Annotated in this window: 15 protein-coding genes and 1 pseudogene; 6 read left to right on the plus strand and 10 right to left on the minus strand. The window is 64.2% G+C overall.

Going from position 1 to position 20,740, the window contains the following annotated elements; translation table 11 throughout:
- The 3 genes from VGH68_RS10310 to glgX form a co-directional block, all read right to left on the minus strand.
- On the minus strand, nucleotides 1-1,768 hold a 1,768-nt coding region (locus VGH68_RS10310; RefSeq protein ID WP_331603498.1), incomplete at its 3' end, for an AI-2E family transporter.
- Between the two features lie 76 nt (nucleotides 1,769-1,844).
- Entirely contained in the window at nucleotides 1,845-2,021 is a 177-nt protein-coding gene (locus tag VGH68_RS10315; protein WP_331603499.1) for a DUF2934 domain-containing protein, read from the minus strand.
- Between the two features lie 191 nt (nucleotides 2,022-2,212).
- Nucleotides 2,213-4,426: a glycogen debranching protein GlgX gene (glgX, locus tag VGH68_RS10320; RefSeq protein ID WP_331603500.1), complete on the minus strand. Its 2,214-nt coding sequence runs from the start codon at nucleotides 4,424-4,426 to the stop codon at nucleotides 2,213-2,215.
- Between the two features lie 329 nt (nucleotides 4,427-4,755).
- On the opposite strand from glgX, the gene VGH68_RS10325 reads away from it, so the two are divergent.
- A complete protein-coding gene (locus VGH68_RS10325) occupies nucleotides 4,756-5,178 on the plus strand; it encodes a PRC-barrel domain-containing protein (RefSeq protein WP_331603501.1) in 423 nt (140 codons plus the stop codon).
- A 31-nt stretch (nucleotides 5,179-5,209) separates the two neighbouring features.
- Here the strand turns inward: VGH68_RS10325 and VGH68_RS10330 are convergent, their stop codons facing one another.
- The 7 genes from VGH68_RS10330 to VGH68_RS10360 all read right to left on the minus strand — a co-directional run bounded on the left by VGH68_RS10330 (nucleotide 5,210) and on the right by VGH68_RS10360 (nucleotide 14,175).
- A complete protein-coding gene (locus VGH68_RS10330; protein ID WP_331603502.1) occupies nucleotides 5,210-7,459 on the minus strand; it encodes a xanthine dehydrogenase family protein molybdopterin-binding subunit in 2,250 nt (749 codons plus the stop codon).
- Nucleotides 7,456-8,460, minus strand: coding sequence for a xanthine dehydrogenase family protein subunit M (locus VGH68_RS10335; protein WP_331603503.1), 1,005 nt, complete (start codon nucleotides 8,458-8,460; stop codon nucleotides 7,456-7,458). Before VGH68_RS10335 ends, VGH68_RS10330 begins: the two co-directional genes overlap by 4 nt.
- On the minus strand, nucleotides 8,457-9,080 hold the full coding sequence (locus VGH68_RS10340) for a (2Fe-2S)-binding protein (protein ID WP_414696925.1): 624 nt from the start codon (nucleotides 9,078-9,080) through the stop codon (nucleotides 8,457-8,459). The genes VGH68_RS10335 and VGH68_RS10340 overlap by 4 nt, the downstream gene beginning before the upstream one ends.
- 173 nt (nucleotides 9,081-9,253) lie before the next feature.
- Entirely contained in the window at nucleotides 9,254-10,120 is an 867-nt protein-coding gene (locus tag VGH68_RS10345) for an SDR family oxidoreductase (RefSeq protein WP_331603505.1), read from the minus strand.
- A gap of 305 nt (nucleotides 10,121-10,425) precedes the next feature.
- Nucleotides 10,426-10,887, minus strand: a complete 462-nt coding sequence (locus VGH68_RS10350) for a response regulator (protein WP_331603506.1) — start codon at nucleotides 10,885-10,887, stop codon at nucleotides 10,426-10,428.
- A gap of 443 nt (nucleotides 10,888-11,330) precedes the next feature.
- Nucleotides 11,331-13,001: an ATP-dependent DNA ligase gene (locus tag VGH68_RS10355; RefSeq protein WP_331603507.1), complete on the minus strand. Its 1,671-nt coding sequence runs from the start codon at nucleotides 12,999-13,001 to the stop codon at nucleotides 11,331-11,333.
- A 7-nt stretch (nucleotides 13,002-13,008) separates the two neighbouring features.
- Nucleotides 13,009-14,175 carry a ligase-associated DNA damage response exonuclease gene (locus VGH68_RS10360; protein WP_331603508.1) on the minus strand — a complete coding sequence of 389 codons (1,167 nt, stop codon included), beginning with the start codon at nucleotides 14,173-14,175 and terminating at the stop codon, nucleotides 13,009-13,011.
- A 252-nt stretch (nucleotides 14,176-14,427) separates the two neighbouring features.
- Between VGH68_RS10360 and VGH68_RS10365 the strand changes: the two genes are divergently transcribed.
- The 5 genes and pseudogenes from VGH68_RS10365 to VGH68_RS10385 all read left to right on the plus strand — a co-directional run bounded on the left by VGH68_RS10365 (nucleotide 14,428) and on the right by VGH68_RS10385 (nucleotide 20,672).
- Entirely contained in the window at nucleotides 14,428-15,330 is a 903-nt protein-coding gene (locus tag VGH68_RS10365) for a YihY/virulence factor BrkB family protein (protein WP_331603509.1), read from the plus strand.
- 213 nt (nucleotides 15,331-15,543) lie between these two features.
- Nucleotides 15,544-16,656 carry a cell division protein ZapE gene (zapE, locus tag VGH68_RS10370; protein ID WP_331603510.1) on the plus strand — a complete coding sequence of 371 codons (1,113 nt, stop codon included), beginning with the start codon at nucleotides 15,544-15,546 and terminating at the stop codon, nucleotides 16,654-16,656.
- A 1,003-nt stretch (nucleotides 16,657-17,659) separates the two neighbouring features.
- Complete coding sequence (locus VGH68_RS10375; protein ID WP_331603511.1) at nucleotides 17,660-19,945, plus strand: hypothetical protein; 2,286 nt, start codon at nucleotides 17,660-17,662, stop codon at nucleotides 19,943-19,945.
- 109 nt (nucleotides 19,946-20,054) lie between these two features.
- Nucleotides 20,055-20,135, plus strand: a pseudogene (locus tag VGH68_RS10380) (integrase); the annotation flags it as partial.
- A 126-nt stretch (nucleotides 20,136-20,261) separates the two neighbouring features.
- Nucleotides 20,262-20,672: a GFA family protein gene (locus VGH68_RS10385; RefSeq protein ID WP_331603513.1), complete on the plus strand. Its 411-nt coding sequence runs from the start codon at nucleotides 20,262-20,264 to the stop codon at nucleotides 20,670-20,672.
- The last annotated feature ends 68 nt before the right edge of the window (nucleotides 20,673-20,740 follow it).

The raw sequence follows: 20,740 nt of genomic DNA on the forward strand, positions 1-20,740 counted from the left end.
CGCGCGACACCGACTCGTGCGGCGACGAGCGCGCGGCAAAGCCATGCTTGCCGAGCAACTGCAACAGGATCACCGCCGCCAGCGCATCGAGCGGCCCGCGGCCGGGAATGCACAACACCCGGCTCGCCGGCGCATGCCGAAGGCTCGCGGGCGCCGCCGGCTCGTGCATCGCCAACGCCGGTTGCGGGTCGCGAGCGCGGGCATCGTCGGGCGCGCCGGTGGCTGCCAGCCTGTTCGCGCCCGCGGCGACTTCGCGCGGCGTCGCATGGGCTGCCTCTTGTTCGTCCGGCGGCGCCATCGGCCCGACCGCGGTCCAGTTTTCCTGCTGGGCGAGCGGCTCCGGCTCGCGATCCTCGTAACCGTCGAGACCGTCGACGAGGTCGTTGGTGGTCGATTCGATGCGCGCGAGCTGCGTGCTCGTGACGCTGCCGCGCATCACATCCGCCGCGGCGAGCTGCAAACCCTTGATCGCCACTTCGTCGTAGTAGGCCGACAGCGAGCGCTCGCGCAACCACAGCTCGGCCTGTTCGATCGCCTCGTCCGGATCGCCCGCGAGCGCTCGCTGATAAAAGTTCTGGATCGGCGTCAGTGCGGGCTGATCGCCGAGCAGCACGTCGAGAAATTCCAGCCGCCGTACATGCCGGCCGAGCACCAGCAAACACAGTGTCAGCGGCGTCGACAGGATCAAGCCTATCGGCCCCCAGATCCAGCTCCAGAAAATCGCCGCCACCACCACCGAAAACGGCGACAAGCCGGTGCTGCGGCCATACAGCAGCGGCTCGACGACCTGCCCGACCAGCAGCTCGACGATTGCGAACAACGCAAGCGACCACAGCGCCATCGCCCAGCCGGGACTCACCGCGGCCGCGAGCGCGGCCGGCAGTGTGGCCGCGATCCAGATGCCGACGTACGGCACGAGTCGCAGCAGCGCGGCGAGAATGCCCCACAGGATCGGATTCGGCACGCCGATCAGGAACAACCCCACGCCGATCACGACGCCTACGCCGGTATTCAGTCCGAGTTGCGACACGAAGTAGCGGCTCAGGCGGCGCGCCGTTTCGTCCATCACCGTGGTCGTGCGGTGCAGGTCGCGTGAACCGAACAGGCGGATGGCGCGGTCGCGAAGATCGTCGCGTTGCAGCAGGATCACGATGGTCACGACGAAGACGATGAACGCGGTGGCGAGCGGGCTGATTGCCGGTGACAGCACGCGCCTCGCGAGTTCGATCAGCGTCGGCACCGGCTCGCGCACCTCGACCGGCACCGCGGCCGACCCGCGCGCGCCGGCAGGCGCGGCCACGCCGCTCGGCACGCCCGGCTGCGGCGGTTCGACCGTCGCCCGCTGCAGCGCCTGCCCCGCCGCGTTCGCGATGCGGTTCAGCTTGCCGACCGTCAGGCTGTCCACCGTGTCGAGCTTGTGTTCGATCGTCACCTGATAGCGCGGCATGCCGGCCGCGAGGTCAGTCAGTTGCGCGCCGATCAGCGCGCCGAGCAACGCGATCACCGACACCGAGATCAGCACCGCCGCGATCACCGACGCCACATGACCGAGCCGCAGGCGCGCAAGCGCATCGACGAGCGGTGCGATGAGGAAGCTCAGCAGGATCGCGAGCGTGATCGGAATCAGCACGGCGCTCGCGAAGTACAGACAGGCGACGGTCGTCACGCCCACCACGAGCGTGATGAGCCCTTCGATACCGAATGCGGCGGCTGCCGCTGGAGTGCGCGCGGACGGGCTCGCGCCGCGCGGCTCGGGTGTGTCTTTCATGTGATAGGTCGAACGCCGAGCCGGCGCGGTGCGCGCCGGTTCGAGGTTCGATTTCGCGACGAGGAAGGAGAGACGGCTATTTCATCGTGTCGCCGGACACCGGTCCGCTTTCGACCGGTGGTGCTTCCTTCTCGATCTCCTCGCGGGCCTGCTGCCAGTACTGCTCAGGCGTGCCCTTCGGTTCCGGCGCCTGCTCCCACAGGTAGTACGCACGCGTGCGCACCTGTTCGTCGACGCTTGAGTCCTGTTCCATTTCATCGCCCCTGTCTGAATCTGGTGAAGGGTGTTATCGGCTGCTTCCGCGCCCACGCCGTGTCCGCACATGCACGAGGCAAATGCGGAAAAGACAGGCGCATGCAGCGTCGCTGACCGTGTTAGCAAGTGCCATACCTGATGACGCATCGCGCGCGGCGCCCGCGAGGTTCGGGGCGCCGCGCGCGGTGATCAGCCGGCGCCGGCTTCGCCTTCGTCGGAGGTGAGCTGTTCTTCCAGGCGGTCGAACACACGCTGCGTGGCGCGGCTCGGCGCTTCGAGCGCGAACACCAGCAGCGAGCGGCCGGTCACCTGATACGCGTCGCCCGCGCTGAACTGCGGCAGCTCCGCGCGCACCGGCATATTGGTGTCGACGAGGCAGGTCCAGCGTTCGCCCTCGGGGATATCGGGCAGCGTGAAATTGACCACGTCGTGATGCGCGTTGAGCACCAGCAGCAACGTCGCATCGGAGGCCAGCCGGCGAATCCCGCTCGCCTGCGCGCGACCGTCGATCACGAGGCCGAAGCAGCGCATCAACGGATCGTCCCACTGCTCGCCGGAGATGTCCGTGCCGTCCGGCGACAGCCAGCGCGCGTCGGTGACGTCGAGCGCTTCGTTGTATTCGCCGGTGAGAAAACGGCCGCGCCGCAGCACCGGCAGACGATGCCGCAACGTGGTCAGATTGCGCACGAACTCGGTGAGCGCCCGGCCGTCGTCGCCGATGTCGTCCCAGTTGACCCAGCTGATCTCATTGTCCTGACAGTACGCATTGTTGTTGCCCTGCTGGGTGCGCCCGAATTCGTCACCGGCGAGCACCATCGGCGTACCTTGCGAAAGCAGCAACGTTGCCAGCAGATTGCGTTTCTGGCGCTCGCGCTGCTGGCGGATGTCCGGGTCGTCGGTCGGTCCTTCGACGCCCATGTTCCAGGACTTGTTGTCCGAGTGTCCGTCGCGGTTGTCCTCGCCGTTCGCGTCGTTATGCTTGTCGTTGTATGACACCAGATCGTTCAGCGTGAAGCCGTCGTGCGCGGCGATAAAGTTCACGCTCGCCCATGGCCGCCGGCCGCGATGATTGAAACGGTCGCCCGACGCGGTCAGGCGCGTGGCGAGATCGGCGGCCTTGCCTTCGTCGCCCTTCCAGAATTCGCGTACCGTGTCGCGGAATCGATCGTTCCATTCGGCCCAGCCCGGCGGGAAGCCGCCCACCTGGTAGCCGCCGGGGCCGCAATCCCACGGCTCGGCAATCAGGCGCACGCTGCTGAGCACCGGGTCCTGGCGGCAACTGTCGAGAAAGCCGCCGCCTTCGTCGAAGCCGTGATCCTCGCGGCCAAGGATCGTTGCGAGATCGAAGCGAAAGCCGTCCACCTTCATCTCGGTGACCCAGTAGCGCAAGCTGTCGGTGACCATCTGCAGCACGCGCGGATGCGACAGGTTCAGCGTGTTGCCGGTGCCCGTGTCGTTGATGTAGTAGCGCGCTTCGCCCGGCATCAGCCGGTAGTACGACGCGTTGTCGATACCCTTGAACGAGATCGTCGGGCCGCGCTCGTTGCCTTCGGCCGTGTGGTTGTACACGACGTCGAGAATCACTTCGAGATCCGCCTGATGAAAGCGGTCCACCATCTGCTTGAATTCGTCGACCGAATTGTTCGACGACGCGAAGTAACGCGGGTCGGCCGCGAAAAAGCCGATCGTGTTGTAGCCCCAGTAGTTCGTGAGGCCTTTGTCGAGCAAATAGCTGTCGTTCACGAAGGTCTGGATCGGCAGCAGCTCGACCGAAGTGACGCCGAGGCTGCGGATGTAGTCGACCACCGGCTGCTCGCCGAGCCCCGCGAAGGTGCCGCGCAACGCTTCGGGCACCTCCGGATGGCGCTTGGTAAAGCCGCGCACATGGGTCTCGTAGAAAATCACGCGATCCCACGGCAGCGCGTTGCGCTCGGGATGCGTCCACGAAAAGTTCGCGTCGACCACTTTGCATTTCGGCACGAATGGCGCGCTGTCGCGTTCGTCGAACGACAGATCGCCGTCCTCAGAATCGAGCGTATAGCCGAAAATTTCCGGCGCCCATTTCAATTCGCCGATATGGGCTTTCGCGTACGGATCGAGCAGCAGCTTGTTCGGATTGAAGCGATGACCTTGCTCGGGCTCGTACGGACCATGCACCCGATATCCGTATACGGCGCCGGGTTTCAGGTTCGGCACGAACACATGCCATACCTCGTCGGTGTACTCGGGCAGCTCGATTCGTTCGATTTCATGCTGGCCGGTTTCGTCGAACAGACAGAGTTCGACTTTCGTCGCATGCGCGGAAAACAGCGCGAAATTGACGCCGCTGCCGTTCCATGTCGCGCCTAGCGGAAAAGGCGTGCCTTCCGCGATGCGCGTCGAATAGTGGGTCTGCGATGACATGGCGGTTCCTGTGGATACAACAGACGTTTGCATGCGGGTTCCAGTGTTTTTCCAGTGTATGCAGTGAAAGCGGGCGATGCGGACTTTCCGCCGCGCGTTGCTCTCGCAAGCCGGAAGAAGCAGCAAGTACCAGACCTGATTGTGCCGCGTAGACGCGGCACCCCCGCGCGGGTACCGCAGACGAAAGAGCGCGGCACGGTCCTTGCAGCGCGTGGTACAGCCACCGTGGACGCGCGCGCCAGAACAACCCGCTGCGCAGACGCCGCAACCCTGACCCGTACAGCAGGCCCGACACGCACAACAGGCATACCACCAGGGAGAACAACATCATGTGCAATATGCAGATCAAACCGCTGGCAGCCCGCGCATCGCTGCTTGCCGCGATGACGTTGATGTACGGATTGGCAGCGCCGGGCGCCGCGTATGCGCAAGGCGCGCCGCAAGCGGTCACCGCGAAGCGCACGGACGTCGTGCAACTGGCGAGCGGCTATCGCGCGTCGAAGTTGACCGGTGTAACCGTGTACAACCGCAACAAGGACAGCATCGGCACGCTCGACGACCTGATCGTGTCGCCGGGCGCCGAGCGCACCACGTATGCGATTTTGTCGGTTGGCGGCTTCCTCGGCATGGGCAAGCACCTGGTGGCGGTGCCGTTCAACGATTTACAGATCGAGAACCGCCGCGTCGTGCTGTCGGACGCGACGAAGCAATCGCTCGAGTCGTTGCCTGAATTCAAGTACGCGCCGGATTGATGTCGATCAATACGGCGCGCTCCGATCGGCTTCAGCCGAGCAGTGTGTCGGGGGTGATCGGCAAATCGCGAATGCGTTTGCCGGTCGCGTGCCAGATTGCGTTGCTGACCGCCGCGGCCACGCCCACCACGCCGATTTCGCCGACACCCTTAACCCCGAGCGGATTGACGATGTCATCCGGTTCGTCGACGAACAGCACGTCGATCGCGTGGATATCGGCATTCACCGGCACATGGTATTCGGCGAGATTGTGATTCATCTGCCGCCCTAGGGCGTGATCCCACTGGCCCTGCTCATGCAGCGCCATGCCGATGCCCCACACCACGCCGCCGGCGATCTGATTGCCCGCGGTCTTCGGGTTGATGATGCGTCCCGCCGCGATCGCGCTGACCACGCGCGTCACTCGCACGGTGCCGAACGCTGCGTCGACGCGCACTTCGACGAACACCGCCGAATGCGTACCCATCGAATACGCCTGCTGCTTTTCATGCGGCTTTACGCTGACCTGCTCTTCCAGTTCGGTGAGGCCGGCGCGTTCCAGCAGCGTTGCAATGGCGATCGAGTCATCGCTGTGCGGACCGCATACGAGCCGGTCGCCGTCGCGGCGCACGTCTTCGCGACGCGTGTTGGCAAAGCGCACGCCGCCATGCTCACGCGCGAGTTCGACAAGACGGTTGCGCAAGCGCGCGCACACCGCATCGACCGCGCTGCCCACCGACGACACCGTCCACGAGCCGCCTTCGATCGGCGCCTTCGGCAAGCGCGTATCGCCGAGTTCGAAACTGACCTCGCCAATCGGCATGCCCAGCGCGTCGGCCGCAATCTGCGTCATCGCGGTGTACGTACCGGTGCCGATATCCGCGGTTGAACTCGACACCTTCACGCGTCCGTCGCGCGTCAACACCGCGCGCGCGGCCGCTTCGTTCTGCATCGCGTCCCAGATGCCGGTCGCCATCCCCCAGCCGATCCATTCGTGCCCTTCGCGGCGCGCACGCGGTTCAAGCGGCCGTTTGCTCCAGCCGAAGCGCGCCGCGCCCTCGCGATAGCACGCGCGTAGCGCCTTGCTGGAAAAGGGCAGATTCTTGTTGGCGTCGCGCTCCGCGTAGTTGATGAGCCGCAATTCGAGCGGGTCCATCCGCAGCGCCGCGGCCAGTTCGTCCATCGCGACTTCGAGCGGAAACAGACCTTGCGCGGCGCCCGGCGCGCGCATGTCGGCGGGCGTCGGCACATCGAGCTTCGCGACCTTGTAGCCCATCGACACGTTCTCGCATCGATACAACTGCCCGGCCCAGTTGACCATCACGTCGCAGTAGTCCTCATAGCGCGACGTTTCTGACACCGCCTGATGGATCACCGCCTGCAAGCGGCCATCCGCCGCCGCGCCGAGCGCAACGCGCTGCACGGATTGCGGACGATGCGCGAACGTGAACATCTGCTGGCGCGTCAGCGTGACCCGCACCGGCCGCCTCAGCTCGCGCGCGGCCATCACCGCGAGCGCAAGATGATATTGCGGCCTCAGGCCCGAGCCGAACGCGCCGCCGACAAACGGCGAGATCACCTGCAACTCGTCGTCAGCGAGGCCGAACACGCGCGTCAGATAGCCCTTCGTATTGACCACGCCCTGGGTTTTCTCATAGACGGTCAAGCGGCCCTGCGCATCGGGCACGACGGTGCAGCCGTGCATCTCGATGGGATTGTGATATTCGGCCGGCGTGCTGTAGAACGCATCCACGCGTGCCGCCGCGCCCGCGAGCGCGCTGGCCGCGTCGCCGCGCGCGGGCGGTGGCGGGTCGAAACCGCCCTTTTCGGTCGACGGCGGCACCGCGTCTTGCAGCGCCGCGTCGATATCGGTTTGATGCGGCGCGGCTTCATAGCGCACCTTCACGAGCGACGCCGCATGCCGCGCGAGTTCGAGCGACTGCGCGACCACCAGCGCGACCGGCTGCCCGCTGTACCACACGCGCTCGTCCCACAGCGGCCTCAGCGGTACGCCGCCGGGTGCGACCATATCTTTGAACGCGTCGTCATCCGCCGGTAAGTCCGGGCGGTTGCGATGCGTGAGCACGAGCAGCACGCCGGCCAATGCCTGCGCCACCGACGTGTCGATCGACACGATCCGCCCTGCCGCGATCGTGCTCGATACGACGCAGCCATAGACGAGGTCGTCGGCCGCGAAATCGGCGGCATAGCGCGCGGCGCCGGTCACTTTGAGGCGGCCGTCCACGCGCGAATGCGGCACGCCTGTCGCCGGCGTGGCCGGCAGCGTTTCGGCCCGGTTCATCGCACGGCCTCCTCGAACGAACGTTGCGTGGCCTCGGCGAACGCCCGCACGATCACGCGCGCCGCGAGTTCGATCTTGAATGCGTTGTCGCGATAGCCATGCGCGCCGTGCAATAGCGCCGCGGCGAAGTCGCGCAAGGTCCGCGCGTTCAGCGGCTTGCCGCGCAGTGCGGCTTCGGCGCCGGGATCGCGCCACGGCTTATGCGCGACGCCGCCGAGCGCGCAACGCGCGTCGAGGATCGAGTCGCCATCGAGTTCGACCCCCACAGCCGCCGAAACCAGCGCGAACGCATACGACGCCCGGTCGCGCACTTTCACGTACGCGTGATGCGCGGCAAAGCCTTGTGCTGGCAGCTCGACCGCCGTCACGAGTTCGTCGTCGCGCAGATTGGTATCGCGCTGCGGCGCGTCGCCGGGCAGACGATGAAACGCCAGCAGCGGCAGCGTGCGCGCGCCGTCCTTGCCGCGCAGATGCACGGTCGCATCGAGCGCCGCGAGCGCGACGCACATATCCGACGGATGCACGGCGATACAGTGCTCGCTCGCGCCGAGGATCGCATGCATGCGGTTCACGCCCGTCACCGCCGGACAGCCGCTGCCGGGCTCGCGCTTGTTGCACGGCGTACCGGCATCGTAAAAATAGACACAGCGCGTGCGTTGCAACAGATTGCCGCCCACCGTGGCGACATTGCGGATTTGCGCGGACGCCCCGGCGAGAACTGCTTTCGACAGTAGCGGGTAGCGCGCCGCAACCGTGGGGTCGTACGCGAGTGCGCTGTTGGTGACGAGCGCACCGATTTTCAGGCCGCCGTTCGGACACGCTTCAATCTGCCTGAGCGGCAAGCGGTTGATATCGACGAGCAACGCCGGGTGCGCGACATTCTCGCGCCACAGGTCGACCAGATTCGTGCCACCTGCGATAAACGCAGCGGCGGCGTTTGCGCGATGCCGCTCGATTGCGTCGGGCACCCCGTCAGCGCGTGTATACGAGAAGCGATTCATGAGCGTCCTCCCGATTCGCGCGTGGGCGATTGCGGCTCGGCATTAGGAGCGTCGCGCGTGTCGTTGTCGTCGGCGAAGCCGCCGGCATCGAGAATCGCCGCGACGATGTTCGTGTACGCGCCGCAGCGGCACAGATTGCCGCTCATCTGCTCGCGGATGTCGTCCGCGCAATGAACGTGGCCCTCTTCCAGCATCGCGAGCGCCGAGCAGATTTGTCCGGGCGTACAGTAGCCGCACTGGAACGCATCGTGATCGATGAACGCCTGCTGCATCGGATGCAGTGTGTCGTTTTGCGCGAGGCCTTCGATCGTCGTGATCGACGCGCCATCGCATACCACCGCAAGCGCGAGGCAAGTGTCGATCCGCTGACCGTCGACGATCGCGGTGCACGCACCGCATTGGCCATGATCGCAGCCCTTCTTGGTGCCGCTCAGATGCGCCTGTTCGCGCAATAGGTCCAGCAGCGTGGTCCATGCGTGCACGTCGAAACGCTGCGTGGTGCCGTTGATTTCGAACGAGACTGCGTAGGTGGCTTCAGCGTCTTGCGTCCGCTGCGCCGCGTTGGCTGCATGTGCCGGGTTTGCTTGCCCCCGCGAAGTTTCTACATCGGCGATGCCCATTGGAATCCTCCTGATGATCGATGACGGCCAGGCAAGCGCGATGCCGTCGCCGGCCGAACGCTCGGGGTCAGCCATGCCCCGCCAGATCGATTGCCTCGTCGAACTCGCGCGATGCGCATGCGCGGGTGCTTCGAATGCGACGGCGAGCGGCACGCACGACGTCTGCCGGGCACTCAGATGATCGGCGCGCCGCCGGTCACCGCAATCGTCGCGCCCGACACGTAACTGGCCTCATCGGACGCCAGCATCACGTAGGCCGGCGCCAGTTCCGCCGGTTGTCCGGGACGCTTCATGGGCACCTGCGAGCCGAACTTCTCGACCTTTTCCTGCGGCATCGTCGATGGAATCAGCGGCGTCCAGATCGGCCCCGGCGCGACGCAATTCGCGCGAATGCCCTTTTCCGCGAGCAATTGCGCGAGGCCGCCGGTGAAGTTCTGAATCGCGCCCTTCGTCGTCGCATAGGCAATCAGACCGGGATTGGGATGATCGGCATTGATCGACGTCGTGTTGATGATCGCGCCGCCCGGCTTCATATGGCGGACTGCCGCGCGCGTGATCCTGAACATCGCGCCGATGTTGGTATCGAAAGTCTTGTCCCATTCTTCGTCGCTGATGGCATCGAGCGACGGATAGGTCATCTGGTAAGCGGCATTGTTGACGAGCACGTCGAGCCGGCCGAACGCGTCGATCGCCTTGTCGACGATCGCATCGCAGTGCCGGCGATCGCGGATGTCGCCCGGCACCAGCACTGCCTTGCGACCCGCGTCCTCGACCCAGCGCGCGGTCTCGCGCGCATCGTCATCCTCGTCGAGATACGCGATCAGCACGTCCGCACCTTCGCGCGCGAACGCGATCGCCACTGCGCGGCCGATCCCGCTGTCGCCGCCGGTCACGATCGCCGCCTTGCCGGTTAGCCTTCCCGAGCCCTTATAGCTCTTCTCGCCATGGTCCGGCGGCGGGTCCATCGGCGCGGTTTTGCCCGGCGTGCGGGCCTGCTGCTGTTCAGAAAACGGTGGCGTGGGACGTTGCGTATCGCTCATGACGGATCTCCTGGATTGCGGACGGGGCGGCGCCTGACCAGCACCGCGTCACGATCGGTTCAGCAACCAGTGGGCCAGCGTGCGTTCGACGTGCGTTCGCAAAGGCGATGCCGCGAGACAGTCGGCTTTTGCTTTTTTGAACCACGGTCATCGAGGACAGCATCTTCACGCCAGCGCTGTTCGCTCGAGCCAGATGATTCAAACCCATGGGTAACGTACAGGTGACGCACAGGCAATGCAGGGTGCATCCGCGGTGGCACCATCGGGGCAGCCGGATGGCCGCGGTTGGCGCGTGCGTCATTTCTTCAAGGAGGGGCCTCCGCGTGCAAGGCCGCAGCCAGTTCGAGCACGCGCAATAGCCGCTCCGGCGTCAAAGGCTTCGCGCAATGCGCGTCGAAGCCGGCATCTCTTGCCAGTGTGCGGTCTTTGCGCGACGCAAACGCGGTACAGGCGACCAGCAACATATGCGACGTTTGCGGATGTGCGCGCAGACGCCGCGCCAGTTCGAGCCCGTCGAGCCCCGGCATCTTGATGTCGAGCACCACCGCGAACGGTTGCCACTCGCGCGCCGTCTCGCAAACGGCAAACGGATCGTCGAGCGCGCGACAGTCGAAGCCGTCCGCATTCAGTAGCATTTGCAATGCTTCGGCCGCCTCATGGTAATCGTCGACCACCAGCACGCGGCGATGCGCGGCCATCGCGTAACGAATCGGCCGCCACACGAGCACGTCGTCGTTGCTGTCAAGGTTGTCGTTGAACATCGTCATTTTTTCTCGACCTTTTCCATTTCGCCCTGAAGGGCATCTCGCGCCACGCGCGCAAGATCTGCTCCTATTGCGCTTCTCCAGCGCATTTTTTTTAGGTGCTTCTTTATGCGTCATTCATTGCGCGGTGGGAACGGCATCGCCAGCGCGTAAGCGCCCACGTGTGGGCCCCGGAACCCGCAAGTCAGCTTGCGCTGCGGTCGCGGCGCTTCAATGACAGCGCCCGGGATAGGCGCTCGCGCCGCGTCGCTCGATGTACCGCGGTGATGCAGCACGCCCATTTAGGGGACGTTGCACGATGTGAGTTTTTCAACGGCGCGGGGAGGTTCGAATGCATGCCGCTAGCGCTTTGAGTGGCGCGTATCGTATCGGCGGTCATGACGACAGAATATGCGACACCGCCGATAAAGAAACGTCCCGCGTGTTAGGGGTTTGCGCTCAGCGGGTTATCCCGCACGATTGTCGATAAAGCCTTTCAGCGTCGCCAGCGTATCGGCGTCGTCGATATGTTTATCGGTACGCCAGCGGAGCATGCGCGGAAAACGCACGGCCACACCGGACTTGTGGCGCGAGCTCGCCTGAATGCCTTCGAAGCCGATCTCGAACACGAGCGTCGGCGTCACGCTGCGCACCGGGCCGAATTTTTCGACGGTGGTCTTGCGCACGATCGCATCGACGTGGCGCATTTCTTCATCGGTAAGTCCTGAATAAGCCTTCGCGAACGGCACGAGCGTGCGCACGCCGTCGGCTTCGTCCCACACTGCGAACGTAAAGTCCGTATACAGACTCGCGCGGCGGCCATGACCGCGCTGCGCGTAGACGAGTACCGCATCGACCGCATAGGGTTCGATCTTCCATTTCCACCATGTGCCCGATGCCTTCGTGCGGCCCACCCCATACATCGACTCTCGCTGCTTCAGCATCAGACCTTCGACGCCGCGCGCGCGGCTTTCGTCGCGCAGTGCGGCGAGCGCCGGCCAGTGCGCGCCGTTGACGAGCGGTGACACGCGCAACAGACCACGCGCGAGCGTACCGTCGACGGATGCAGCCAACGCATCGAGCCGCGCGCGCCGCTCGATCAGCGGTGTCATGCGCAAGTCGCGGCCGCCGTATTCGAGCAAGTCGTACGCCAGCAATGCGGCGGGCGAATCCGCGAGGATCTTGCGCGTGAGCGTCTTGCGCGCGATGCGTGGTTGCAGGCGCGCGAACGGCAACGGCACTTTCTCGCCCGGCTCCCACGCGAGGATTTCGCCATCGATCACGCAACCGTCCGGTAACGCGTCGCCCAACGCCGCGACTTCGGGAAAGCGATCGGTAATCAGATCCTCGCCGCGCGACCACAACCACACGCGGCCGCCCCGCTTGACGAGTTGCGCGCGAATGCCATCCCACTTCCATTCGATCAGCCATTCGGACGGCTCGCCGAGCGTCGCCGGATCGGCCTGCAGCGGATGCGCGAGAAAGAATGGATACGGCAAGCCCATATCGCTGTCGTGCGGTTCGTCCGGCTTCGTGTCGTCGCCGGTCTGCGGCGCGATCAGGCGTAGATAACGCGCCGCGTCGGGCTTCTGCTGCGAATCGGTCCACCCGACCATGCGTTGCGCGATCCTCTTATGATCGACGCCCGCGACTTGCGCGAGTGCCCTGACCACCAGCTGCCGCGCGACGCCCACGCGAAAGCCGCCGCCAATCAGCTTGGTCAGTAAAAAGCGCCCGCTCCAGTCGAGTTCGTCCCAATAGCTGAGCAGGCGTGTGCGCAGCTCGTCGGGTGGCACGCCGCGCAACGGCAACATCCGTTGCTCGATCCATTGCGTCAGCCCCAGTTCGGAACTGCGCTGCGCGGGCGGCAGGATATGCGCGATCGTCTCCGCCAGATCGCCGACCGCGTGATACGACTCCTCGAACAGCCACTCGGGCAGGCCCGCACGCTCGCGCGCGATCTCGGTCAGCAAGCGGGTCGGCACCAGTTGACGCGGCTTGCCGCCAGCGAGGAAATACGAGGCCCACGCCGCGTCCTCGGGTTCGGCGGCCGCGAAATAACTGGTCAGCGCCGCGAGCTTGTCGTGCGTCGAGGTCGTCGCATCGAGCGCGGTGTAGAGGGCCGCGAAACGTTTCACCGCACGCTCACGATGGGTTCGCGCCGCGCGATTCGGCTAAGCGTTGCGCGGACGATTCGGGGGACGATTCGGTTGGCGATTCCGCGGACGGTTCCGCCGGTGTTTCAGCAGCGTCGCCGTCCGCGCCGGCGGCATCCGCTTCGACCGCGTCGCCGCCGTATTGCGTCGCGAACGCGCCCGCCTGCAAACCCTGCTCGTTCAGCCAGCGCACCATCGGCTCGACCGATCCATGGGTGACGATTACGCGCGCCGCGCCGCTCTCGCGCACCGCCGTTTGCAAGGCCGGCCAATCTGCATGATCCGACAGCACGAAGCCGCGATCGACGCCGCGCCTGCGGCGCGCGCCGCGCAGACGCATCCAGCCCGACGCGAACGCATCGCTATAGTCGCCGAAGCGCTTGAGCCATGCGCTGTTCTGCGCGGACGGCGGCGCGATCACCAATGCCTGTCTGAATGCCGCCTTGTGTTTCGCCGGGATGTCGCCAACCAGGCCGACCGGCGGCAAGCGCACGCCCGCGCCGCGATACGCGCGATTGAGCGGATCGACCGCGCCATGGCAGAAGATCGGCCCGATCGCCGCATCGACGCTCGCGAGCACGCGCTGGGCCTTGCCGAACGAATAGCAGAACAGCACCGACGCGCGCCCTTCCGACGCGTTGTGGCGCCACCATGAATCGATCGAATCGAACACGGTTTGCGGCGCTTCCCAACGGTAGATCGGCAGCCCGAACGTCGATTCGGTGATGAAGGTGTCGCAGCGCACCGGTTCGAATGGCGCGCAAGTCGGATCGGGGTCGAGCTTGTAATCGCCCGATGCGACCCAAACGCGCCCCGCATGTTCGATACGCACCTGCGCGGAACCGAGCACATGGCCGGCCGGGTGCAACGACACGCGCGCGGCGCCGATCATGAGCGGCTCGCCGTAGTCGAGCGTCTGCAACGCGATGCCCGGCAGGCGCGAACACAGCACGTTCGCGCCCGCGCGGGTGGCCAGATAATGCCGATGGCCGAAGCGCGCATGATCGGAATGCGCATGCGTGATCACCGCGCGCTCGACCGGCCGCCACGGATCAATATAGAAATCGCCCGGCGGACAATACAGCCCCTCCGCACGCGCGACGACCAGATCCGCGGCTTGCGTTGCAATCTTCACCTGGGCTTGCGGCTGATCCATCGGCCTTTTTCCTGCACGATTAGCGACGGGTTGCGCGACTCGTTTGCAACGCCGCTGACGACGCGCTTGACGATCCATGCAAACGAAAGCATCCGATCGTGCGCCAAGCAAAGTACATTCCCGCCGCACGCGCGCGAGCCGGCGTCGCCCCGCGCCTGACATGGCCGCGTTCGTGCTTACGGTATATAAAGCACACACGCGTGTCGAGGCCGGCTGCCATCCGGCGGCGCCCGCCGCGCACCGCGAGGACCCATGCAGATCATGCTCGACCCGCAGGCGTTGCAAATCGCCAGGCACCCCGGGCGTTTCGTGCTGCAGACGCTCAAAGCGTTCCGCGCGAACCAGGGGCTGCTGCTGGCCGGCGCGGTTGCGTATTACGCGTTGCTGTCGATCGTGCCACTGCTGATCCTGATCGTCATCGTGCTGTCGCGCGTGGTGCCGCAGCAACTGGTGCTCGACGCGCTCGCGCATCTGCTGCGCTGGCTCGTGCCGGGACAATCGAACGCGCTGCTGCGCGAACTCTCCAACTTTCTCGCGCATCGCGCAGTGATCGGCACGGTGCTGCTGATCACGATGATCTTTTTCAGTTCGCTCGCATTTACCGTGCTGGAAAATGCGATGTCGTTGATCTTCGTGCATCGCGTCGTCGTGAAACGCCGGCACTTTCTCGTGTCCGCGCTGCTGCCTTACTGCTACATCCTGTTTCTCGGCATCGGCCTGCTGATCGTCACGTGCGTATCGAGCGCGCTCGATGCGATCGGCGCGCAGGGTCTCCAACTGTTCGGGCTGCACGTGTCGTTGCAGGGTCTCACGCGCGTGCTGCTGTATCTGCTCGGGCTCACCGGCGAGATCTTCGTGCTCACGTCGGTCTATCTGGTGATGCCGGTCGGGCGTCCATCGATCAAGCATGCACTGATCGGCGGTGTGGTGGCCGGCGTGCTGTGGGAGATCACCCGGCATGTGCTGGTCTGGTATTTCGCCACGCTATCGCAGGTCAGCGTCGTCTATGGATCGCTGACGATGGCGATCGTGATCCTGCTGAGCTTCGAATGGCTCGCGACGCTGCTGCTGTTCGGCGCGCAGGTGATTTCGCAATACGAGCGCTTCGGCCGCGAACCGCTCGATGCGCCGCAGCCGAAAATCAAAACCAGCTAGTTATTAAAACGGTCGAAAGGAACCGAGGCGCGGGCGTAACGGTTTCGGCCGCGACCGTGGCGGGTAGAATGGTCCGCGCCGCTCGCGCACGTCTGTTTTAGCCACTCATTACACGTTCTCACATCGGCCGTCATTTCATGCTCGAATACGCGCACGTCGTTCGCGTCGGTCACGCCGCCCACGTCACGCCGCCACCCATCGGCGGCGTCTCCGATGCCTGATCCCACCGATATCACGCGCGCATTGGCCGCGCGCGGCATCGCGCCCGATACCCGTCAACGCGAGGCCATCGGCGCGCTCGCCGCGCTGCTCGGCTCACAGCAACGCGCGCGGCACGCATGGTCGAGCGCCGCCTTCGCGCCGCAGGGCGTCTACTGCCACGGGCTGCCGGGACGCGGCAAGAGCCTCGTCGTCGATACCGCGTTCGAACTCGCGCAATGCCGCAAGCGGCGTGTGCACTTCCACGAATTTTTGCGCGAAATGAACCGCCGGCTCGTCAACGCACCGCCCAGCGACGACCGGCTTGGCGACGTCTCACGGCAGTGGCTCGATCGGGTCGAACTGCTGTGCTTCGACGAATTCCACGTCCACGACATCGCCGATGCATTCCTGATGGGCCGCTTTCTCGATACCGCGATCGGACTGGGCACGCGCATCGTGCTGACCTCGAACTACGCCCCCGACGATCTGTTGCCCGACCCCGAGTTTCATCAGCGTTTCCTGCCGACCATCGCGCAGATCAGACGCTGCTTCACGGTGATTCATTTCGATGGTGCGCGTGACTACCGCTTCGGCGTTGAAGCGGCCGAGGTGCCGCGTTTTTTTGCGCCGCTCGACCCATCGAGCCGGCATGCGCTGCGCGACATCTTCGCGCGCCATGAACGCGGCGCGCGCATCGAAGCGCTGACGTTAAGCGCCGCGGGCCGCCCGCTCGCGGCCCGCGCGGCGGGCAGCCTGCTGCTGTGGGCGGACTTCGAGCCACTGTGCGTGGCCAGCCGTTCGCACCTCGACTACCTCGATCTCGCCGAACAATGGCAAGGGCTCATCATCGATAACCTGCGCACGTCCGCGCTCACGCAGTCGCATACGTTGCAGCGCCTGATTTGGCTGATCGATATCTTCTACGATCACAAACGCGCGCTGTTTATCGCGTCCGATCAGCCGATCGACAGCGCGTTGATCGGACTCGAAGGGGCGCACGATCTGTCGCGCACGTTGAGCCGGCTAGCTGAGATGCAGTCGCGCGCGTATCGCAGCACGCTGGATGCAAGCGGCGGTAAGCGGACCGCCGATGCGGCGCGAATAGAAGAGGCCGACGATTCGTAAGCGAGAGAATGCGCACGGGCACGGTCCTCACGCGTAGCGCCGCCGCATTGGTGTGGCGCGCGCCCGTTCGCCGCTACGTGCCACTACGTACCGCTTCATGCCGCTGGCTAATTTCATGCAAACGTTGCAAGCGCGCGGCAGATCCCGCCCGCGACGGCTCGTGAGCGACGACAGGCAAAGCGGTGCAGCGGCTGACAGGTCTGTCAATTTCCAATAAGCCGGTAACTGGGCCGACTCACCAATACCGAAAAATGCGTCGTTGAATTTATGGCGATTTTTCGGGAAGGTCGCACCGAGCGACTAGCACATGACCTTCGAGAGGCAGTCCCCACTTCACGAGCGGTCGTCGCCTGCCGAGAGCCAGCCTCGGTCGCCAGCCTCAGCGCACATTGGCACGTGCTGCCCTACGTGCTGCCCTACGTGTCAGCAAATCGACGGTTCCGACGCCCAACGCATCGATCTGCGCGGCGCCAGCGTCTCCCATCAGCTAACCACACTGGTCGCGCGCACGGTCCCCTTCTCGATCGAGCCAACGTGCGCTCCGAGTGTCCTCCTCAGGCAGGTGCACAGCACCTCTTCGCGTGTTCGTCTCTCAAGGCCATGCGGCGAAGAAAAAGTGACCTTCCGCCAAGTTTTTATCGGAAGAAAAAACCTATTTGCGCGGTCGGTATCAGGTCAGACGATTTCCCGCCGACATCCAAATAGTAGCTGTTACCTATATAGACGATAGACAGGTAATTAATTCCGCGTCGATTGCCTGATGCGATTCGCTTCGTGCCCAAGGGTCAATGAAGCGGCACCGCTCGCGCAATCGGATGCCGTCCGACACGCAGTTCGATAGAACGCGGCGCCTTGATGCACGTCTCGGAGCCGCCGCTATGTCGCGCGCCGCTGAATTGATAAGCACCCCTAGACCAAGAACCAGTTTGAACGCACGCGAGACCCGCTTGACTCGAGTGCCTAACAACTGGATTTGCCGGGTCTTCCGGCACGGATGATTTCTGTGATCAATCGAAGAAGATTTCTCGGCTGCCTCACGGCCGCCGCAGGCAACTCTGTACTCGTCGCGTGCGGCGGCGGTAGCAGCGGCGACGCCACTGCGCCCGGCAGCAACAGCAGTGCGGCCAACGCGAAGACCAGCCTCTCGCCGTCACCTAACGGCACCACAACGCCACCCGCAGCCTCCATTGTCGATGCCGCCGGCACGGTCTGGACGACCTCAAACGGGTATCTCTACAGGAACGGGACGAAAGACTCCGGCTCGTATAACGTCACGCTGCTGCTGTGGTACAACGGCAGCATCTACCAGAAAAACACCAGCGGGCAGTTCTTTCAGTGGTTCGGGTCAGCGTGGAACCAGTCTGTCGATCCGCGCCTCACTTCGGCCAACGGCACGACGTCGGCCAACGGCACGACAACCCCGCCGGCGTCAGCCATTGTCGATGCCTCCGGAGGCGTGTGGACGACCTCCAACGGGTATATCTACAAGAACGGCACAAAAGACCCGGGCTCGTACAACGTCACGATGCTGCTCTGGTACAACGGCAGCGTCTACCAGCAAAACACCAACGGGGATTTCTATCAGTGGATCGGGTCGGGGTGGACAGGGTCTTCTAATCCTTGCCTCGGCGGCACTTCGGCCAACGGCGCGACCACCCCGCCTGCGACGTCCATTGTCGACGCCAGCGGCAATGTGTGGATGACCTCCAGCGGGTACATCTACAGGAACGGGATCAAAGACTCCGGCTCGAACAACGTTGCGCTGGTGCTGTGGTACAACGGCAGCCTCTACAAGCAGGACACGAGCGGGAATTTCTCCAAGTGGCTTGGCACGGGGTGGGCAAGTTCTGTCGATCCTCGCCTCGCGGGCAATACCTCGGCCAACGGCACGACAACCCCTCCGGCGACCTCCATCGTCGACGCCGCAGGGAATGTGTGGACGACTTCCAACGGGTATATCTACAAGAATGGGATCAAAGATTCCGGCTCGTACAACGTCGCGATGCTGCTCTGGTACAACGGCAGCGTGTACCAGGAAAACACCGGCGGGGATTTCTATCAGTGGCTTGGGTCGGGCTGGACATCCTGTATCGATCCGCGCCTCGGCGGCACTTCGGCAGACGGCACGACGATCTCGCCTGCCTCCTACATCGTCGACAAATCCAGCAACATCTGGACGCTTTCGAACGGCTGTATCTACAAGAACAAGGTCAAGGATCCGTCCTCCTCCAACGTGAGCCTGCTGTTGTGGTACGGCGGCATGATCTTCCAGTCGGGCACGGGTGGGCAGTTCTCTGTCCTCAGCTGCAACGGCAACTGGTTACCGTGTACGGACCCGCGTATCGCCGCGGCGGCAGCGCCCGGTGCGTTCTACGGTATCAACGGGCACTACGATTATCCGTTTACGCCTGCTCAGGTCGTGGGCGCCCTGCGCGCGCTAGGGTGCACGACCTATCGCGTCGGTTGTGTCAACACATCGGCTCAGTTGAACTCGTTGGTGGCGCTGGCAAGCGCCTTCAAATCTGCCGGACTGACGCTTTTCCCGCTCGTCGAGTATGGGCTCCGCGACGCAAACAACAACCTGTACACGAGCGAATCGGTGGCCTATCAGGCTTCCTTCGCGGGAGCCGCGGCGATTGCCACGGCGCTGGCGCCGTATGGCGTCACGATGTACGAGTGCGGCAATGAACTGACCCGCGACGCGGCGATCATCCTGAATTCGGCAACGGCCGGAACGGGCCGCGGCGACTTCAACAACGCTAACTGGCCGATCATGCGCGGCGCGATGCGCGGGATGATCGATGGCATCAAGTCCGTGCAGCCGGGCGCGAGGTGCGGCATCAACTTCTGCGTGGCTGATATCGGCGCTTCCGACATGCTCTGGGATGGACTGCAGCCGGATGGAACCAGCGGTTACCCTCTGGTGCGCTGGGACATTACGACGTGGCACAACTATCAGCCTTACGGCGATATCTTCGATCTGGGCACGGACGGTGCCAGTCCAGGCTTCAACTTGCCGGTCTATTGCAAGGCGCGCTATGGGGTGCCGTTCATCATCTCCGAGTGGAACGCCAGCCCCGAGAATACCGAGACGTTCCGCGCGAGCTACGTCACGCAGCAACTCGGCGAATTCTATGCGGCACGGAAGACCGATGCGATTCAGTCGGTGATGTACTACGAGTTGGACAGCGGTGATAACACGTACGGCATCGTCACTGACGGCCTGGTGCCGATCCAGCCGACCTACAGTGCTTTCCAGACCTTCGTCGCAGCGAATCCTGACAGTTGAGCTGATGCGCAGGCGTGAGCCGGTATTCATGGTCTGCGCGTCATCAGCATGTAGATACGCCGATACGCGTCAGCGCTAGCGTTTTTTGCCTGATAGGAAGCGATGCGTAACCAAGCTGGAAAGTACCGTTCGATATGTCGGCATCGAGGTTGACGACGCGCTGGAGGTGGCCGAGCAGACCGAAGTTTGATGACGGGAAGGCGGTCAGCCGTCGGTCGCTGACCGGCCGACAAGAGACGTTCGACCGGGCCGCTCAGACCGCCGACAATGGCTTGGTGAATGCGCCGTGATCCATTTCGATTCGGGGAGCAGATCGATGTCAAATTCCTGGAAAGGACGCTGCCTGTGCGGCAGCGTGCAATATCAGGCTGCCGGCGCTTCGCTAGCGCAGCTCATTTGTCATTGCCGGGATTGCCAGCGCGCGTCGGGATCAGCGGGCTTGCCAGTGGTTGTCGTGCGTGCTTCGGAATTCTCGTTCGAAGGAGAAATCAGGTCTTATACGATAACCGGCGGCAGCGGGATGCCTACGACGCGAAACTTCTGTGCACATTGCGGTAGCCTGCTCTTTGGCACACCACATCACGCACCGGAAATCGTGACAATCTATGCGGGAACACTCGATGAACCTGCGCAGTTTCGGGCCGACTTCGCTCAGTTCACTTCGGAACGATATCAGCTAGACGCCCGTGAACCTGGAATCGCTCAACACGCTGGAAGAGCGCCCTGAGACTACGCGACTCCAGGACAGTCACAAATGGCGCGTTTCCAGAGGCGGATTGCCCCAGTCATTCGCCA

Source organism: Paraburkholderia sp. (assembly GCF_036488505.1).
In the GTDB taxonomy this organism is placed as follows: Bacteria; Pseudomonadota; Gammaproteobacteria; order Burkholderiales; family Burkholderiaceae; genus Paraburkholderia.

What these genes read in the sequence shown, in the direction of transcription:
- VGH68_RS10315 (WP_331603499.1), bottom strand. Translation starts at nt 2,021, where the DNA reads ATGGAACAGGACTCAAGCGTCGACGAACAGGTGCGCACGCGTGCGTAC.
- glgX (WP_331603500.1), bottom strand. Translation starts at nt 4,426, where the DNA reads ATGTCATCGCAGACCCACTATTCGACGCGCATCGCGGAAGGCACGCCT.
- VGH68_RS10325 (WP_331603501.1), top strand. Translation starts at nt 4,756, where the DNA reads ATGTGCAATATGCAGATCAAACCGCTGGCAGCCCGCGCATCGCTGCTT.
- VGH68_RS10330 (WP_331603502.1), bottom strand. Translation starts at nt 7,459, where the DNA reads ATGAACCGGGCCGAAACGCTGCCGGCCACGCCGGCGACAGGCGTGCCG.
- VGH68_RS10335 (WP_331603503.1), bottom strand. Translation starts at nt 8,460, where the DNA reads ATGAATCGCTTCTCGTATACACGCGCTGACGGGGTGCCCGACGCAATC.
- VGH68_RS10340 (WP_414696925.1), bottom strand. Translation starts at nt 9,080, where the DNA reads ATGGGCATCGCCGATGTAGAAACTTCGCGGGGGCAAGCAAACCCGGCA.
- VGH68_RS10345 (WP_331603505.1), bottom strand. Translation starts at nt 10,120, where the DNA reads ATGAGCGATACGCAACGTCCCACGCCACCGTTTTCTGAACAGCAGCAG.
- VGH68_RS10350 (WP_331603506.1), bottom strand. Translation starts at nt 10,887, where the DNA reads ATGACGATGTTCAACGACAACCTTGACAGCAACGACGACGTGCTCGTG.
- VGH68_RS10360 (WP_331603508.1), bottom strand. Translation starts at nt 14,175, where the DNA reads ATGGATCAGCCGCAAGCCCAGGTGAAGATTGCAACGCAAGCCGCGGAT.
- VGH68_RS10365 (WP_331603509.1), top strand. Translation starts at nt 14,428, where the DNA reads ATGCAGATCATGCTCGACCCGCAGGCGTTGCAAATCGCCAGGCACCCC.
- zapE (WP_331603510.1), top strand. Translation starts at nt 15,544, where the DNA reads ATGCCTGATCCCACCGATATCACGCGCGCATTGGCCGCGCGCGGCATC.
- VGH68_RS10385 (WP_331603513.1), top strand. Translation starts at nt 20,262, where the DNA reads ATGTCAAATTCCTGGAAAGGACGCTGCCTGTGCGGCAGCGTGCAATAT.